The 16,040-nt window shown below is 58.2% G+C and carries 14 protein-coding genes; 9 read left to right on the plus strand and 5 right to left on the minus strand.

The features are described from left to right. Position 1 precedes the first annotated feature (1 nt). Positions 2-1,312 carry a xylose isomerase gene (gene xylA / locus Pan189_RS05695; protein WP_145362989.1) on the minus strand — a complete coding sequence of 437 codons (1,311 nt, stop codon included), beginning with the start codon at positions 1,310-1,312 and terminating at the stop codon, positions 2-4. 232 nt (positions 1,313-1,544) lie between these two features. Between xylA and Pan189_RS05700 the strand changes: the two genes are divergently transcribed. Together Pan189_RS05700 and Pan189_RS05705 are read left to right on the plus strand one after the other, a co-directional pair. Further along, entirely contained in the window at positions 1,545-3,800 is a 2,256-nt protein-coding gene (locus Pan189_RS05700; protein ID WP_310821137.1) for a transglutaminase family protein, read from the plus strand. A 45-nt stretch (positions 3,801-3,845) separates the two neighbouring features. After that, positions 3,846-4,841 (plus strand): GTPase, encoded by a 996-nt coding sequence (locus tag Pan189_RS05705; protein ID WP_145362991.1) that lies wholly within the window; start codon positions 3,846-3,848, stop codon positions 4,839-4,841. A 38-nt stretch (positions 4,842-4,879) separates the two neighbouring features. On the opposite strand, the gene Pan189_RS05710 is transcribed toward Pan189_RS05705, so the two are convergent. Both Pan189_RS05710 and Pan189_RS05715 read right to left on the minus strand, forming a co-directional pair. Beyond that, positions 4,880-5,917, minus strand: coding sequence for a prenyltransferase/squalene oxidase repeat-containing protein (locus tag Pan189_RS05710; RefSeq protein WP_310821138.1), 1,038 nt, complete (start codon positions 5,915-5,917; stop codon positions 4,880-4,882). A 215-nt stretch (positions 5,918-6,132) separates the two neighbouring features. Then, on the minus strand, positions 6,133-7,092 hold the full coding sequence (locus tag Pan189_RS05715; RefSeq protein ID WP_145362992.1) for a nucleoside hydrolase: 960 nt from the start codon (positions 7,090-7,092) through the stop codon (positions 6,133-6,135). A gap of 207 nt (positions 7,093-7,299) precedes the next feature. Here Pan189_RS05715 and trpD point away from each other — a divergent pair, with 207 nt between their 5' ends. The 4 genes from trpD to Pan189_RS05735 all read left to right on the plus strand — a co-directional run bounded on the left by trpD (position 7,300) and on the right by Pan189_RS05735 (position 11,915). Beyond that, the gene (trpD, locus tag Pan189_RS05720) at positions 7,300-8,334 is read left to right on the plus strand and encodes an anthranilate phosphoribosyltransferase (RefSeq protein ID WP_145362993.1); all 1,035 of its coding nucleotides are present in this window, start codon (positions 7,300-7,302) and stop codon (positions 8,332-8,334) included. Between the two features lie 73 nt (positions 8,335-8,407). Next, positions 8,408-9,349: an AAA family ATPase gene (locus Pan189_RS05725; protein ID WP_145362994.1), complete on the plus strand. Its 942-nt coding sequence runs from the start codon at positions 8,408-8,410 to the stop codon at positions 9,347-9,349. Positions 9,350-9,639: 290 nt separating this feature from the next. Continuing rightward, positions 9,640-10,038, plus strand: coding sequence for a type II toxin-antitoxin system VapC family toxin (locus Pan189_RS05730; RefSeq protein ID WP_145362995.1), 399 nt, complete (start codon positions 9,640-9,642; stop codon positions 10,036-10,038). Between the two features lie 5 nt (positions 10,039-10,043). Then, positions 10,044-11,915, plus strand: coding sequence for a hypothetical protein (locus Pan189_RS05735; RefSeq protein ID WP_145362996.1), 1,872 nt, complete (start codon positions 10,044-10,046; stop codon positions 11,913-11,915). 97 nt (positions 11,916-12,012) lie between these two features. Here the strand turns inward: Pan189_RS05735 and Pan189_RS05740 are convergent, their stop codons facing one another. After that, positions 12,013-12,249 carry a hypothetical protein gene (locus tag Pan189_RS05740; protein WP_145362997.1) on the minus strand — a complete coding sequence of 79 codons (237 nt, stop codon included), beginning with the start codon at positions 12,247-12,249 and terminating at the stop codon, positions 12,013-12,015. Beyond that, on the minus strand, positions 12,246-13,691 hold the full coding sequence (locus Pan189_RS05745) for a YeiH family protein (protein ID WP_145362998.1): 1,446 nt from the start codon (positions 13,689-13,691) through the stop codon (positions 12,246-12,248). The genes Pan189_RS05740 and Pan189_RS05745 overlap by 4 nt, the downstream gene beginning before the upstream one ends. 144 nt (positions 13,692-13,835) lie before the next feature. Here Pan189_RS05745 and Pan189_RS05750 point away from each other — a divergent pair, with 144 nt between their 5' ends. The 3 genes from Pan189_RS05750 to Pan189_RS05760 all read left to right on the plus strand — a co-directional run bounded on the left by Pan189_RS05750 (position 13,836) and on the right by Pan189_RS05760 (position 15,903). Further along, entirely contained in the window at positions 13,836-15,239 is a 1,404-nt protein-coding gene (locus tag Pan189_RS05750) for an HD domain-containing protein (RefSeq protein WP_145362999.1), read from the plus strand. 125 nt (positions 15,240-15,364) lie between these two features. Continuing rightward, positions 15,365-15,595, plus strand: coding sequence for a type II toxin-antitoxin system ParD family antitoxin (locus Pan189_RS05755; RefSeq protein WP_145363000.1), 231 nt, complete (start codon positions 15,365-15,367; stop codon positions 15,593-15,595). Then, positions 15,580-15,903 carry a type II toxin-antitoxin system RelE/ParE family toxin gene (locus tag Pan189_RS05760; protein ID WP_145363001.1) on the plus strand — a complete coding sequence of 108 codons (324 nt, stop codon included), beginning with the start codon at positions 15,580-15,582 and terminating at the stop codon, positions 15,901-15,903. Before Pan189_RS05755 ends, Pan189_RS05760 begins: the two co-directional genes overlap by 16 nt. The last annotated feature ends 137 nt before the right edge of the window (positions 15,904-16,040 follow it).

Consider the following 16,040-nt stretch of genomic DNA (forward strand, 5'->3'; position numbering starts at 1 on the left):
CCTAAAGATACCAATTCACCACATTCTCCAACATCTCCTGCCGCCCGCTCTTGTTCTTATCCGCTTCACCCTTGTCGAGCATGTATTGTTCGAGTTCTTTGAAGCCGACTTCGCCGGATTCGATTTTGGCGCCGATGCCGGTGTCGTAGCTGTTGTAGCGGTCTTTGACGAAGTCTTTTAAGACGCCGTCTTTGCGGATGGCGGCGGCGATTTTGGTGCCGCGGGCGAAGGCGTCCATGCCGCCGATGTGCGCGTGGAACAGGTCGACCGGTTCGAAGCTCTCGCGGCGGACCTTGGCGTCAAAGTTGGTGCCGCCGCTGCCGAGCCCGCCCTGTTTTAAGATCACGAGCATGATTTGCGTTGTGAGATAAATATCTGTCGGGAACTGGTCGGTGTCCCAGCCGAGGAGCAGGTCGCCGGTGTTGGCGTCGATCGAGCCGAGGGCGTCGTGCAGGCGGGCATATTCCAGCTCGTGCATCATCTCATGACCGGCGAGCGTGGCGTGATTGGTTTCGATGTTTAATTTCACGATGCCGTCAAGGCCGTTGCGGCCGATGAAATTAAGACACGCCGCAGCGTCGAAGTCATATTGATGCTTCGTCGGCTCTTTGGGTTTGGGCTCGAACAGAAACTGTCCGTCAAAGCCGATGCTCTTGGCATGCTCGTGGGCCAAGTGCATGAACTTGGCGAGTTGGTCGAGCTCGCGGCCCATGTCGGTATTATAAAGGTTTTGGTAGCCCTCGCGGCCGCCCCAAAAGACGTAGTTCTCCCCGCCGAGTTCGTGGGTGACTTCGATCGCTTTCTTCACCTGCGCGGCGGCGTAAGCGAAGACGTCGGCGTTGCAGCTTGTGGCGGCCCCGTGCATGAAGCGGGGGTTGCTGAAGAGGTTCGCCGTGCCCCAAAGGCACTTAATGCCGGTCTTGTCTTGATGCTCCTTGAGGAGCTTCGCGATCGCGTCGAAGTTGGCGTTCGTTTCCTTGAGATTGGCGCCTTCGGGGGCGACGTCGCGATCGTGCCAGCAGTAGTAGGGGGCACCGAGCTTTTCGATAAATTCGAACCCGACCTCAACGCGTTTCTTCGCCATGTCGAGCGAATCGGTGCCGTCCTCCCAAGGACGCTCGGCCGTGCCGGGCCCGAACGGGTCTCCGCCGGTGCCGCGGAACGTGTGCCACCAACACACGGCGAAGCGGAGCAATTCCTTCATGCTCTGCCCCTCAATGACTTCGTCCGGATTGTAGTGCTTGAAGGCGAGTGGATTCTTGGACTCAGGGCCTTCGAATTCGATTTTGGAAACTTCGGGAAAATAGGACATGAGCGACTCCGAGTGCTGGTATTCGTGTGTGCTGCCGCGAGTTTAGCGGCAGATTCGCGAAGCGCGTAGCGAGCCGGAAGCGTCAGCGCCCGGAGTATGAACCATATGCATCGCGCAGATCGCCTCGTCGCCAAAGTCGAATCAACTTCATCGGATGCAATGCTGCTACACAGTGGAGCGGGATCGCATATGATCAAGGGGCACCGCCCCTTCGCCTGGAATGTACCGATCGATGAATTTACTTCCTCCGCCCGCCGTTTTTCGCATGATCTCCCCGACGTTCAGCCGAACCCGTTCCGCCGCCGTTCTTATGCATTGCTTGCTCGCGTTGCCGTTCGGGTCGTCCGGTGCCACCGCGGCTGAGCCACGCTCTGTCGCCGAATTGGCCGCGGAGGCGAAGCCGTCGGTCGTGGTCGTGACCTATCTCGACCGGGAGGGCGAAGTCGCAGGGCTGGGCACGGGGTTCGTCATCGATAAGAACGGGCTGATCGCGACGAACCGGCACGTGATCGGCGAAGCGCGACCGATCCGGGTGCAACTATCCGACGGCACCGATTACGACGTGTCGGAAGTTCACGCGACGGCCCGCAACGCCGATTTGGCAATCCTGAAAATCGACGCCGATGATCTGAAGCCGCTGCCGTTGGGGGAATCGTCCCGCGTCCGACCGGGCGAGACGGTTGTGGCGCTGGGCAACCCGCAGGGGCTGAAATACAGCGTTGTGACGGGTGTTTTGTCAGGGAAGCGGCGGATCGACGAGCAGCCGATGTTGCAACTCGCGATGCCGATCGAGCCGGGCAATAGCGGCGGCCCGCTCCTCAATACGGAGGGTCGCGTGCTGGGAATCGTCTCGATCAAGAGTCTGGTCACTCCGAATCTCGGGTTCGCGATCGAGATCGACGCGCTCAAACCGCTGATTGAAGAGCCGAATCCGGTCTCGATGGACAAATGGCTGACGATCGGTCGACTCGATCCCAAACGATGGTCGCCGCTGTACGGGGCGAATTGGAGCCGCCGGGCCGGCCGGATCGCCGTCGAGGGTCGCGGCGTCGGGTTCGGCGGGCGGTCACTTCTGATCGCCAATGAGGATCCGCCGACGCGACCCTATGAACTCGCCGTCACGGTGAAACTTGATGACGAGGCGGGTGCTGCGGGGCTGATCTTTGGTTCGAACGGCGGAGACCGACACTTCGGCTTTTATCCGTCCGGCGGCGGGCTGAGGCTAAGCCGGTTCGACGGGCCGGATGTCTTCAGTTGGCAGGTGCTGAAAGAGGTGCGAACCCGGCATTACCGTCCGGGCGACTGGAACCGACTTGTCGTGCGGATTACTGAAAAGGGCCTCTTTTGCTCTGTCAACGGTCACATCGTCATCGAGTCTGATGAGATTCCTCCGGCCGACGGCAAACTCGGACTCGCGAAATTCCGCGACACGAAGGCGGAGTTCCGGCACTTTGAATTCGGAAAAACTCTTCCATCGCGACTGCCGAACAAGTCCGTGATCGCAGCGATGCGAGAGGCGATAGAACCGGTCGCGACCATCGATCTACTTGAGCGATCGACAGTCGAGAAGCTTTCTGCGGCGGGGGCGACTGTTGATATCGCGTTGCGGGAAGAGGCCCGGCTGCTCGAAGAGCGAGCGGCCCGACTTCGTCGTGCCGCCTCGGCGGTTCACGCTCAGAAGGTTCTCGGCGAAATTAAATCCGTCCTAAGTCAGGAGAACTTTGATTTTCTCGAGGTGGCCCTGCTCATTTCCAAACTCGATAACCCTGATCTTGAAGTCGATTCCTATCTGCAGATTATGGACGATCTGGCAGCCGACGTGAGATCCGATTTGAACGATCCATCGGAGACCGAAATTCTGGACGCCTTAAACCGGCGCCTGTTTTCGCAACTTGGCTATCACGGCAGTCGTACCAATTATTATCACCGGGCCAACAGCTATCTGAATGCGGTCATCGACGATCGCGAGGGGCTCCCACTATCGTTAAGCATGCTCTATATCGGGTTGGCGCAGCGGCTCGGGGTCGAAGTCGCGGGGATCGGATTGCCGGGGCACTTCATCGTCCGGCATGAACCGAAGAACGGCGAATCTCGTTGGATCGACGTGTTTGAAGAGGGAGAAGTCATCAGTCGCGAGGAGGCATTCGCGATCGCGCGGCGATCAACGCGAACGCCTTTGGACGAATCGGTCTTCACGGCAGCAACTGAGCGAGAAATGCTGATTCGCATGTTACGAAATCTGATGGGAATCGCACGCGAAGATGAAGACGTCGCCGGGCTGCTTCGCTATGTGGATGCCGTGCTGACAATCGACCCCGACAGCAGCCGCGATTTGTTTTATCGGGCCGTTCTTAATTATCAGTCGGAATTGTGGGAAGCCGCGATCGATGACTGTGATCGATTGCTCGATTCGAAGTCGCGCGACGTCGATCTCGCGCGTGTCGCCCAATTGAAGTCGCTTGTGATCGAGCGTCGCGACTCAAATTAAAATACGTCTTCATAAAATCGCGATATTGATCTCTGGCGCGAGACCATGGCTGCTAATTTAACTCCGCAATATCGGAAGGCGGAAGCGGAATATCGTCGGGCTGCTGCGCCGAGCGAACAGGCGACATGTTTGGAGCGGATGTTGCAACTAATCCCCAAGCACAAGGGGACCGAAAAGCTGCAGGCGGACATCAAGAGCCGGCTCAAGGAGGCACGGGCTGACGCCGATGTGGAGAAGAAGGCTCCGAAATCACACGGGCCGACGTATCGATTTCCAAGGCAGGGGGCGGGCACGATTGCGGTGATCGGCGGACCGAACGCAGGCAAGACGCGACTGGTCAACGCGCTGACGGGGGCGGATCGGCCGGTCGCCGATTATCCGTTTACGACGCACGAGCCAGCCCCCGCGATGATGCCTTGGGAAGACGTCACCGCGCAGTTGATCGACACGCCACCGATTTCCGATGCGCCGCTGCCGACCTATTTGCTCAACCTTGTCCGGACGGCCGACGCCGTCGTCCTCTGTTTCGACGGCTCGAGTGACGACGCTCCGGGCGATACGCAGACATTGCTCAGGCAGTTTAATGCGAGGAAAACGCAGCTTTCGAAAGACGGGGGGATTGACGAGGTCGACTTCTCGGTCATCCATGTTGCCTCTTTGCTGGCAGTCACCCGCGGATCAGATGCCGAGGTCGACGTGCGGCTGGAGCTACTCAAGGAAGTCAGCCCGATCGATCTGCCGATCATCAAGGTTGAGCTTGACGACCCGGCCTCAGTCGACGCAGCGAGCGAGGCGATTTTCGCGTCATTGCACTTAATTCGCGTCTATCCGAAGACGCCCGGGAAACCGGTCGACATGAAAGACCCGTTTACGATCCCACGAGGCGGCACGGCTGAAGATGTGGCCGCGAAAGTCCATCGCGATCTCGCCGAAAAGTTAAAATTTGCGAAGTTATGGGGAGGTGATGGACCCGACGGCCGGACGGTATCGTGTGATCATCAACTCTGCGACGGCGACGTGATTGAACTGCATACTTCTTAAAATTAGGGGTAAGACAGCTCGCCCCGCTCTTGAAGTGATCAGCGCTGATAGATCGGCAGGAATCCGTTTTGCAGTTGTAAGATAGTCGAATTGATGGACGTGACGTAGACCGGGCCGATGTGGCCCTGCAGCCAGGCGCCGTCGTCGGGGCCGCCGCGGGTTTGTTGCTTTAAGATTTCACCGCCGATTTGCTTCGAGTACTTCGGCCACAGTTCTTCATCGCGATACATGACCTGTGAGTAGTAGTAGTGCATGTAATGCCAATGGCCGCTGTAGGTGTTACCGCCACCGCCGGGCCAGATATTTTTCTTGCAGTATGCGAGCAGCTTCTTCGCCATTTCGTCTTCCTGCTCGCCGGAATTAAACAGGCAGGCGATCGCCGCGCCCGAAATTGCGGGCCGGGCCCCACCGCCGCGGATGCTGTATTGGACCCCGCCGTCGGCGGTCATGCAGTCGGAGATGTATTTGACCGCCCGATCAATGACGTTCTTCGGCACCGGGATGCCCGCATTCCGGCACGCCCGCAGCCCCTGGACCTGCGTGATGCAGGTCGAGCCTTCATCGAAATCATTTCCGTCTTTGGCTGAGACATAGCCCCAGCCGCCGCGTGACGTCTGAGCGTTCTTGGTGAATTCAACCGCCTTCACCAAGACCTCTTTGAGTTCCTGCCGGCGGACCTTGTCTTCTTCTTCGCCGTAGACCTGCGAGAGGAACAGCATCGAGAAGCCGTGGCCGTAGGTGTAGTGGTAATCATCCTTGAATCCGATCAGCCCGGCTGGCTGGCTCATGCTCACCAAGTAATTGACGGCGGCGCGAATGTTTTCGGCATAGCGGCCGCGTGTGGTCGTCGAGCCTTCGCACAACATGGCATTTGCGGCCAGCGCCGTCATCGCAACGCGGTACTGACCTTGGTTGGCGGTCCAATAACCCTGCTTGGTCTGAGCCCGTGCGAGGTAGTCGAGGCTGCGACGAACAGCGGCTTCGATCTTCGGATCAGGCGGATCGGCAACCGCGGGCTGCCAGCAACACGTGATCGCGAGGACCGCAATGACTGCCGATGCCACTGAACGCGTCATATTTCTCTCCATCACTTCCACTTGGCGACAGCCATTGTGGCGATATTGTCAGTCTGTTTTTGCAGTCCGAATCCGGTGCTTGAGCATCTTATAGCGCCCACGTCACCGCGATACTTGAAGACGACTTCGATCGTAGGACCTAACGGCGCTCGTCGCGAGGGCCAAAACCAAGGTTTACCTTTCCCGGTTTCCGTTCGTGACGGAAACTCCTCCGATTATAGCGCAGAACCGGTCAGCGATTGAGCAAAGAAGTCGAGAATCCCCTGGATATCGACTTTCCGGGCGACTTCAACGTTCGTTTTCCAATGCGGGATGCCGCGACGGTCAAACACGGTTGTGCCCCGCGTCAGTTCGCCCGAAGTCTCCACATCGACCGACATCGACTCGCTTTCAAAGAGTTCCGGGCGGGCGACGGCGGCGAGCGCTACGATCTCAGGCAGTGGCACACTTTCTTTGCCGCGGAATTGATGACTGGCTCGGAAGGCGTACGCCGCCAAAGTTTCGACGACACGCCGCTTTTCAGGGGGAATTCGCTGACGAAGGCGATCGAATTGCTGGTAGGTCAGCTCCACTTTCGCCGCGACATCGAGCGGAACCAGCGTCTTCGTCAACGACGATCTCAGCAGACTGCGAGCGGCGGTCGGGTCGGCGTAGATGTTGAACTCCGCAGCCGGCGTGACGTCGCCGCCGACTTCCACCGATCCGCCCAGACAAATGACCTGCTTGACGGTCGATCCGAAGTCGGGCCAAGCCTCCGCCACCCGGCATAAATTTGTCAGCGGCCCCAGCGTCAGCACCGTGACGTCATGCGGGAACTCTCGGACGACATCTTTGATGAGCTTCGTCGATTCGCGAGGATCATGCAGGTCAGCGAACCCGAACGGCCATCCGCCCAATCCGTCCGGACCGTTCAGTTGCGACCAGTCGACGGTTTGACCACCGAACGCGAATTCGACCCCGCCGATGCGGTCGCCGCACCCGCCGAGCCGGGGCCGCTTCGGCGGATCGAGCAAATCAACAATCGCCTGCACGTTGCGAGTCGCCATCCGCCCTTCGACGCAACCGGCGACACCAGTGATCGCGATGACGTCAAGCTCGGGGTTGGGAAGCGCCGCCGTGATGGCGAGGGCATCGCCAATACCCGGGTCGGCGTCGATCAGAAGCAACTTCGGCACGGTCTCTCCGGCGACGGTTGATCGCGATCTCTATCAGACCGGAACACCGTAGGCGTTTCGTTGCCGACTCGTCAAATCAATATTCGCGGCGATGAGACTGTCCGACACGCTGCTCGCGACGTTATTCTTCCGGCTGATTTATGCAGTTTGCGCCGACGATCGCGTCCAGACAGCGATTTCGCCAGCGAAACAAGGACTTGAAACGATATGACAGCAATCCGAACGGCGCTGCAACGGGCACTCGGTGGCGCCGACCTGACCTCCGATGAAATGCGAGCGGCCGTCGGCGAACTGATGGAAGGCCGGGCCGAAGAGATTCCGACGGCGGCCCTGCTAACGGCCCTTCGCATTCGAGGCGAGACGGCAGACGAAATCGTCGGAGCGGCGCGCGCGATGCGCGAGCGAGCCGAACAGATTCCCTGTGAAGCCGAGGACCTCATCGACACCTGCGGCACCGGAGGCGACGGACTCGGCACTTTCAATATCAGCACAGCCACGGCGATCATCGTCGCCGCATGCGGGATGAAAGTCGCCAAGCACGGCAACCGCAGCGTTTCGAGCCGAAGCGGCAGTGCCGACGTGCTCGAAGCACTCGACGTACAGATCGGATTGAGCCCGGCCGCTGTCGGACGTTGCATCGACGAGGTGGGAATCGGTTTTTGCTTCGCGCCCCTCGTCCACGGGGCGATGAAACACGCCGTGCCGATCCGCAAGGCCCTTGGATTCCCGACGATCTTCAATCTTCTCGGCCCGTTGACGAACCCGGCCGGTGCGAAATTCCAATTGCTCGGGGCGAACCGCACCGAATCTGCCCGCAAATTGGCTGGCGCGTTGGCCAATTTGGGCACGACTCGTTCTGTGGTTGTGTGCGGCGCCGATGAATTAGACGAAGTGGCACTGTGGGGCGAAACGGCTGCATTTGTTGTCGAAGGGGACAAGATCGACGAACAATCTTGGACGCCCAAGATGTTCGGTCTGGAGAGCTGCCAAGCGGACGATCTTCGTGTTGAAAATCCGGAACAGAGCGCGAACGTGATCCGGGCAATCTTGTCGGGCGAACACGGCCCGGCTCGTTCAATCGTCGTGGCAAACACCGCGGCCGCACTTTTTGCCGCGGGACGTTGCGACGACCTGAAAGCCGGCGTCGCGACCGCGGCCGAAGCCATCGACCGCGGAATCGCATCCGAAACCTTGACGCGACTGATAGCGCTGACGACCGAATTGGCCCAGTCTTCCGATTGACAATTGCGTCGACGACGCGATGAATTGCGACTGATCACACACTGTTGGCTTTACATAATCGAACTTAGTTTCCATGACCGAACATCTCGACGTCGGCGGCGTCCAGCTTTATTTGTCACCGCCCGACACATCGTCCGGAGTCTGGATCGGCCAGCCGGAAGTGTTAAAGCAGGTCATGGCCTGTTGGCTCACGCTCGACGACAAAGATCTGCCGCTCACCCCGCGTCTCGTCGGCCCGCCGGGCATCGGTAAGACGACCCTCGGAATTGCCGCCGCCAAAGCCCGCGAGCAGTCGCTCTATATTTATCAATGCACCGCTGACACGCGACCGGAGGATCTATTGGTTCTCCCGGTGCTCGGCGAGAACGGGAATATCAAATATCACGCATCGCCGCTGGTCACGGCGATGTTATTGGGTGGTGTCTGCATCCTCGACGAGGGCAATCGAATGTCCGAGAAGTCGTGGGCGAGCCTGGCTGCCCTGCTCGATCACCGTCGCTATGTCGAAAGCATCGTGGCCGGGATTACGATTCCCGCTCACCGGGAATTCCGCTGCGTCGTCACGATGAACTCAGACGAGTCGACCTTTACGATTCCAGATTACATTCTGTCACGTTTGCAACCGGCGCTGGAGTTGGAACATCCGAAACGGGATGAGGAACTGGCGATCTTAAAATACCACTTACCGTTCGCCGAACCGGAGATGCTGAGCCTGACGGTCGATTTTTTGCAAGAGGCGCACAACCTAAAACTCGATTTCTCGACCCGCGATGGCTTAAACGTTCTACGCTATGCCATGAAGCGACTCGCATCCGACCCCGATCATCCGATGTCGAAGGATGCCGCGTGGCAGGAATCTTTGGAGAAATGTCTCGGAGATGATGCACTCGATTTAAACACGCTGGCCGAAAAGAAGTCTCGTTCGCTCGGCGGAAATACGCTTCCGATGGGGCTCGGCGACTTTTTCTTCGACCCCGGAGACGAATTGCATCCGGATGAGGATGATGAGGATTGACCAAGCGATCGAAAACCGGCAAGCCGTGGAGGTCATACGATGCGAAAGACATTAATTGGAACTGTTCGCGGGAACTCAATCGAATTGGCGGGAGACGCTAAACTCCCCGAAGGCCAAGAGATCGAGGTTACAGTCGAATTCGACCACCCGGCAGACTCGACCAAAGTCTTGCCGCCCGGGGAAGGAATCAGGCGAGCGTTCGGGTCGTGGGCAGATGATGCTGAAGAGCTTGATGCTTTTCTCGAATGGAATCGGGCGTCGCGTAAACTCGAGCGACGGGATAGTGCTGAATGAGCTATCTTATCGACACCGACGTAATGAGTGCTTATTTGCGTGGACGCAAAGAATTGTTTGCTCGCTTCATGCAGTATTCTGGCAGATTATATATATCGACGGTCACGCTCGGCGAACTCTCCGCATGGGTTTTTCGCGCATCTTCGACGGTTCGATTGCAAGAAGACTTCGCGGCGTTGCTCGCGGACGTTCATCTTATTGATGTCGACAGGGCGGTGGCAGAGAAGTTCGGCGAGATTCGAGCAAAGGGTTTTGATAAAGGGCAACCGACGCCGGTCGGTGACTCGTTTCTCGCTGCAACCGCTCTCGTTCATAATTTGACTCTTGTCACCCACAATATCTCCGACTTCTCGGGAATCGACGACCTGCGGATTGAAGATTGGCTTGCTGCGTGACTCGCATGGACTCACTTAAATTATCGCCGAAGATCACCGTATTCCCCGTCGTGCACGGGAGCGGGGACTTTGCCGTCGCGGTCCGGCAGCAAATGTTGGAGACCGAATACGATTGCCTCGCCGTTCCGTTGCCGCCTTCCTTTCAGGCGAATGTCGAAGAAGCGATACAGTATCTCCCGGCCATCACGTCCGTGGTGCAGCCTGAGCCGCGGGAGTATCACACCGACTGGTCGCCGGAATCCGATCGCGAGGACGATGAGGAGGAGCATGCCTGCTCGTACGTGCCGATCGATCCCTGTCAACCGGTCATCGCCGCGTTGAGAATCGCTTTGCAGGAACATATACCGCGGCGATTTATCGATTTGGAGACCTCGCACTTTGCACCGGTCACGGCCATGCTGCCCGATGCGTACGCCTTAAAGACCGTGCGTCCCGATCGGTTCGCCGCCGCCGTGCTGCCGAGTTTGGAAATCGTTCGTGAAGGGCAACCGTGGGATCGTGTTGTTGCGTTGGCCGCCCGCCTGCGTGAGTTGGAGCAGGACTTTGACTCGATTCTCGTGGTTTGCTCGATCCTTGACTGGCCTTGGATTAAAGACGCCTATCACGATGGCGTGACTCAACAGGTCTTCGATGATGATGTTGATGACGTCGAGACGTTTTCCGTCGCGCCGCGGACTCTGACATTTCTCTTAGGCGAATTGCCGTTTGTGACTTCGCTCTATGAGCGGGCGCGGGCGGAGCTTGATTCGGACGAGCACCTCAGCGTGGACGGGATTAAAGCCCTCTTACTGGAGACGCGCGATCGCTATCGCGCCGAACTTAAGCAGCGAGCCCGCAGAATTACCCCCAAAGGGCTAAAGATATATCTCCAATATGTCCGCAATTTGTCACTCGTCGAGCGGAGGATGACGCCCGATCTCTACACATTGGCGGTTGCGGCGCGGCAAATCTTCGGCGATGCGTTCGCGGTGCAATTAATGGAGACCGCCCGCGATTATCAATTCGACAGAGAGACCGGGTTCGCAACGCTGCGGATGGGCATCGACAAGGCGGCATTTCCTGATGGCGAAGTCGCGGAAATGATCTCCCGGCTGCCGGGGCCCCCGGTTGTATGGCGATCGCTGGCGCTGAATCGGCGTCCGCCCGAAATCGACGAGCGGCAGTGGAAACAACGTTGGAATCCGTTTTCGCAATGCAGTTGGCCGCCCGAAGACGAGTCGATCGAAAACCTGCGTACGGCCGTCCAAGACATGGCGCTCGCGATCACCGGAGATGATCTGGCACGATCCGAGAAGTTTACGACAAGCTTGATGGATGGGCTGGACATCCGCGAGACGCTTCGCAATTGGCACACGAACGATCTTTACGTCAAAGTCTTCCCGCCGAACCGGGGTACGCTCGATTGCGTGGTCATGCTGTTCGACTCGCCCGCTGATCCGCGTGACTACCCGTGGCGAACGACCTGGATGGCCGAGCATCAGAATGAGTCGACCCTCTGCTTCTTCGCGACCGACTTTCGGTCCGAACTGATCGGGCCGGGAATCGCACGGGCGACATACGGCGGCGCGATGTTTCTGTTTCCGCCACGGACGGTGCCGGACATCTGGCAGGATCCGCGGTTCGATGCGGTCGATACCCTCGAGGAACGTCTGCTGCTCGCGGGATGCTTCCACGCGAAAGAACCGTATGTGGCGGTCCTCTCAGAAACCGCTCCGGGGCGTGCCTTTCAGCACATCGCGAAGCGTTTCGGCAAAAAATTGGTGCATGTACCTTCGGCCAAACTCAGCCAGGAAACGATTTCTCAACTGCGGACGTTTCACGTGTTAAACGGACGCGAAGTGCGAAGTTTTGCATCGCATTTCATCCGCAAGCCATGATGCGGATTCTTCATCCACATCTTAATCTTTCACCCGCATCAACGATCCCGCAGCAAACGCGACCCATTTCACAACGATCGACCTTAAGCTAAATCGATTATTCTTCCAGAAGGTCGCCGTTTCCGTCCCGCCCGAAATGGCGAGGGTGGTCTGTATAATAAATGGCCGACGGGTCGATACCCGCCGACCGATGCTGATCAATGCGATCGCGAATGGCCGGGTATTCGCTGAGCCGCGGCAGTAGAGTGAGCCAAACGAAGCCGATCAGGACAACTGCGGTAATCAGACGTGCGAAGCCGACCACGCGCGCGAGATCATCTCTGGTTGCGCTCATTTCGCAGCGCTTTCCATTAACTCTGCGGCCGCATCGGGAAAGATTTGCGTATACATCAGCCACGCCATAAACAGCGTCAGCAGAATGTTAAGCGACTGCCCGCACACGTATAGAATCAATGGCTTGCCGCCGTGTAAATAGCGGCCGAGTTCGCGGAAATTGGTTTCAAGCCCGATGCTCACGAACGCGAGGCAAAAGCACCAGCCGCGCAAGGTTTTCGTCGTGCCCGCGATGATCGCGTCGACAATTTCTGACCCGCCTTCTGTGATGTAAATCGTCGTAAAAATGGCGGACGCTCCGAGAAACCCGAGCACGAATTTCGGGAAGCGAATCCAGACTTCGCGGAGGCTCGGTTGCGGGCCGTCGGGGTTCCGCTCGACGTAGGTCGTCCAGTAAACCGCAACGCCGAATGCGACTGCTCCGATCAAGATATTCTGTATCATTTTCACAGTCGCCGCGACCGCTAGCGCCGTATCACCGAGAATACCGCCCGCGGCAGCGACCGCGCCGGTTGAGTCGATCGTTCCTCCGATCCACGCACCGCCGACGACTGGTCCAAGGTCGAGCCACACAATGACCGGCGGTAAGATGACCATCATTATGACGGTAAAGATGAGCGAGATTCCGATGGCGAGCGACAGCTCTTCTTTCTTGGCATTACACGCTGCTGCGGTCGCGATCGCGGCCGAGACGCCGCAAACCGACATGTCGGCTGAGATCACCATGTTCAGCGATTTCGACCGTATCTTTAAGACTTTCTGCCCAAAGATATATGTGCTGATTAATACGATCGGTGTCACGACCCAAGCGACAACAATGCCCGGCTGACCGAGGGCAAACAAACGACTCAGAAGTACTTCCGCCCCCAGCAGGACCAGACCGGTCTTCGTATAAAACTCAACCATGACTGCCGGTTTGATCCACCTCGGTGTTCCGATCGTATTGCTGATTAAGAGGCCGATGACCAGAGCCCAAAGTGGATACGACAGACTGTAGAACTTCACCGCCTCCTGCCCCGCGAGCACATAAGCGAACGTCGCCAGACCGAACACGGCGACGAAGGCAAACTCGAACCGCCGCCACGGGATGCCGAGTTGGGCGGTTCCGAAGCCGAACAGGGCCAGCAGCGTCACGAAGGAGCCGACGATCCCGACCAAGCCGCCGAACTCGGGGCCGCCAATCAGCGACGTGAGCGGGTCGTTCGACCACGTCCCCGGCTTGCCGAAGAACGGGGCAAGCGGGTTGGAAATCACCCCGCTCGCTGAGGCGAGAAACGTTGCGACCAACACGAGCGCGAAGATGCGAAAGGCGAGCTCGATCGCGAGCCAGTCTTCTGAGGGGCCGCTCTTCTCATGCTCCACGGCATCGGCGACTTCTTCGGCTGGGGCCAAAACCTCGGCGTCCGCTTCAGATTTGGAGGGCTGGTCAGTTTGGTCTGGCATGGGGAGCGTCGATTTCAGAGGAGCGCATTCGTGGTGACCTCCAACCTACGGCAATGCGTCGGCAAACTCGAACGTTCGAAGCGTTCAGACCTGAGGCGAAGCTCGCTATCATCGCATTTGAGTTCGAATCCGCAGGACGCACCCATGCGCGACTATACCGCTGAAAGTCTTTCGCACGACCCGATCCACGGGTACATCCCGTTCGTTTCGACGACGGGGCTGCCGGAGGGCGAAGCCGCCGAGCAGGAGATCATTGATCACCCCTGGGTGCAGCGGCTCCGGCAGATTCATCAATTGCAGACCGCGTGGTACGTGTTTCCCTCGGCGGAGCACATGCGGTTTCAGCATGTGCTCGGTGCGATGCATCTGGCCTCGGTCGTTATTGACGAGTGGTACGACTCGCTGGCCGCTGTCTGCGCGAACGTACCCTCGAAGCCGCACGTCGAATCGCTTTGCCGGATGGCGGCGTTGTTGCATGACGTCGGGCATGGTCCGTACGGTCACTTCTTCGATGACCAATACCTCGACCAGTTCGGGATAACGCACGAGACACTCGGTGCGCACATCATCATCGAAGAACTCGGTGATCTGTTGCGACGAATCCGCCGCAATCCGAACGGGATCATGAAGCCGCTGGAGGAACTCGACCCATCGCAGGTGGCGTGGTTGATTTGTCGACCGAAGCCGGGGGATGGCGACGAGGGCCATCCCGACTGGCTCCGCAAACTGCGGAGCCTGTTCAGCGGTATCTACACGGTCGACAACATGGACTTCGTACTGCGTGATGCCTACATGTCGGGCTACAACACGCGGGCCTTCGATCTGTGGCGGCTGATCCACTATTCCTTTTTCACCGATCGGGGCCTGACCATCCACGCCCGCGGCCTGCCGACATTGATCAACTTTATCGAAACACGGGCAAATTTGTTTCGCACCGTCTATTTTCACCGCGCGGTTCGCGGCATCGACAAATCGCTTGAAGATGTTTTCGGCGAGACGATGCCCCATTTGTTTCCCGGCAATCCGCTCGAACATCTTGATGAGTATCAGCGGCTCACCGAATCAAGCTTTCTGATCGACGTGCAGCGGCTCGCCTTGAGCGAGGATTTGGAGAAGCGGGATCTCGGCGAGCGATGGAACGACATGCTGGCACGTCGGGTGACCTGGAAGATGGCCGCTGAGCGCACGGTCAACTTTCATTCGGCCCGCGCCCAGGCGATGGCGATTTTTTCAGTGCCCGACGAAGTAGTTGAGGGTATGGTCCGGCAGAATCTGCCTGATTCCCTCAAAGACATGCCGCTGCGTGTCGACTGTGCGAAGCACTATCACCGCCCGGCGGCCCGACTGCCCGCCGGAGGGCAGAACTATCTGCTCGACCCGGCAATCGGTGGTCCGCAAGAACTGTCGGACGATGAACTGTTCCGCAGTCTGCCGATCAGTTTCGCCATTTTCCGCATCTACTCCCGCGACCACCGGCACGATGCCGCGGTCAATTCGGCTTTGAATGCGGTGCTTGGCGACGCGGGGGATACGAAGACGAATATGTGAATCACGAAATACCTGTGATGAGAGCCGATGAGTAAAATTCGCGTGGCTCTCGAAGCGTTCTCCTGCCGGGATGATACGATGACTATTGATCTTCGAATCGTCTCTCCAATCGGAGTCTGACCAATATGTCCACTGATCTTGAAGAATACGTTCAACGCAAAGTCGATTCCGGCGAGTACGCGTCGCGAGAGGAAGTGACAGAAGCTGCGCTGAATTTGCTCAAAGACGTTGAGGGTTATCACGAATTTCGACGAGAGGTCGGTTCTCGAATCGCGGCTGCCGACCGCGGTGAGCTGACAGCTTTCGACGTCGATTCAATTAAGGCCCAGTTGACACGCGAATGGGTTCAGCCGTGACCGGCATCGTTCGTTCAACTGAGGCGGCTCATGAAGACTTGATGCGAATCGGCCGTTACATTGCGGAGAATTCCGGGAGCCTCGAACGTGCGCTCGAAGTTCTCGATCAAATCGATTTGAAGTGCAAAAAGTATGCTCGACAGCCTTTGATGGGCGACCCGCGTCCCGATCTGGGACCAGATGTTCGGCTCTTCGCAATTTACAGTTATCTCGTCATCTATCGGCCAAGCTCGAGTGGAATCGAGGTATTGATGGTCACGCATGGTGCCCGCGATCTCCCCAAGTTGATCCGTGATCGAATCTCGTAGCATTGTTGAGCTACCGATTTCGCTAACGCGAATTCCGAATTCGAGTGAAGGTCACGATGTAACGGCCGGACCGGTCGTTCCGGTCGTCGAGGTTGCCGGGGGAATCGTCACGGCCGGGGCGCGGTTCGGTCGATGAC

It is taken from the genome of Stratiformator vulcanicus, from assembly GCF_007744515.1.
Classification (GTDB): Bacteria; Planctomycetota; Planctomycetia; order Planctomycetales; family Planctomycetaceae; genus Stratiformator; species Stratiformator vulcanicus.

Coding starts and splice junctions, on each gene's coding strand:
- xylA (WP_145362989.1), bottom strand. CDS start 1,312: ATGTCCTATTTTCCCGAAGTTTCCAAAATCGAATTCGAAGGCCCTGAG.
- Pan189_RS05700 (WP_310821137.1), top strand. CDS start 1,545: ATGAATTTACTTCCTCCGCCCGCCGTTTTTCGCATGATCTCCCCGACG.
- Pan189_RS05705 (WP_145362991.1), top strand. CDS start 3,846: ATGGCTGCTAATTTAACTCCGCAATATCGGAAGGCGGAAGCGGAATAT.
- Pan189_RS05710 (WP_310821138.1), bottom strand. CDS start 5,917: ATGACGCGTTCAGTGGCATCGGCAGTCATTGCGGTCCTCGCGATCACG.
- trpD (WP_145362993.1), top strand. CDS start 7,300: ATGACAGCAATCCGAACGGCGCTGCAACGGGCACTCGGTGGCGCCGAC.
- Pan189_RS05725 (WP_145362994.1), top strand. CDS start 8,408: ATGACCGAACATCTCGACGTCGGCGGCGTCCAGCTTTATTTGTCACCG.
- Pan189_RS05730 (WP_145362995.1), top strand. CDS start 9,640: ATGAGCTATCTTATCGACACCGACGTAATGAGTGCTTATTTGCGTGGA.
- Pan189_RS05735 (WP_145362996.1), top strand. CDS start 10,044: ATGGACTCACTTAAATTATCGCCGAAGATCACCGTATTCCCCGTCGTG.
- Pan189_RS05740 (WP_145362997.1), bottom strand. CDS start 12,249: ATGAGCGCAACCAGAGATGATCTCGCGCGCGTGGTCGGCTTCGCACGT.
- Pan189_RS05745 (WP_145362998.1), bottom strand. CDS start 13,691: ATGCCAGACCAAACTGACCAGCCCTCCAAATCTGAAGCGGACGCCGAG.
- Pan189_RS05750 (WP_145362999.1), top strand. CDS start 13,836: ATGCGCGACTATACCGCTGAAAGTCTTTCGCACGACCCGATCCACGGG.
- Pan189_RS05755 (WP_145363000.1), top strand. CDS start 15,365: ATGTCCACTGATCTTGAAGAATACGTTCAACGCAAAGTCGATTCCGGC.
- Pan189_RS05760 (WP_145363001.1), top strand. CDS start 15,580: ATGGGTTCAGCCGTGACCGGCATCGTTCGTTCAACTGAGGCGGCTCAT.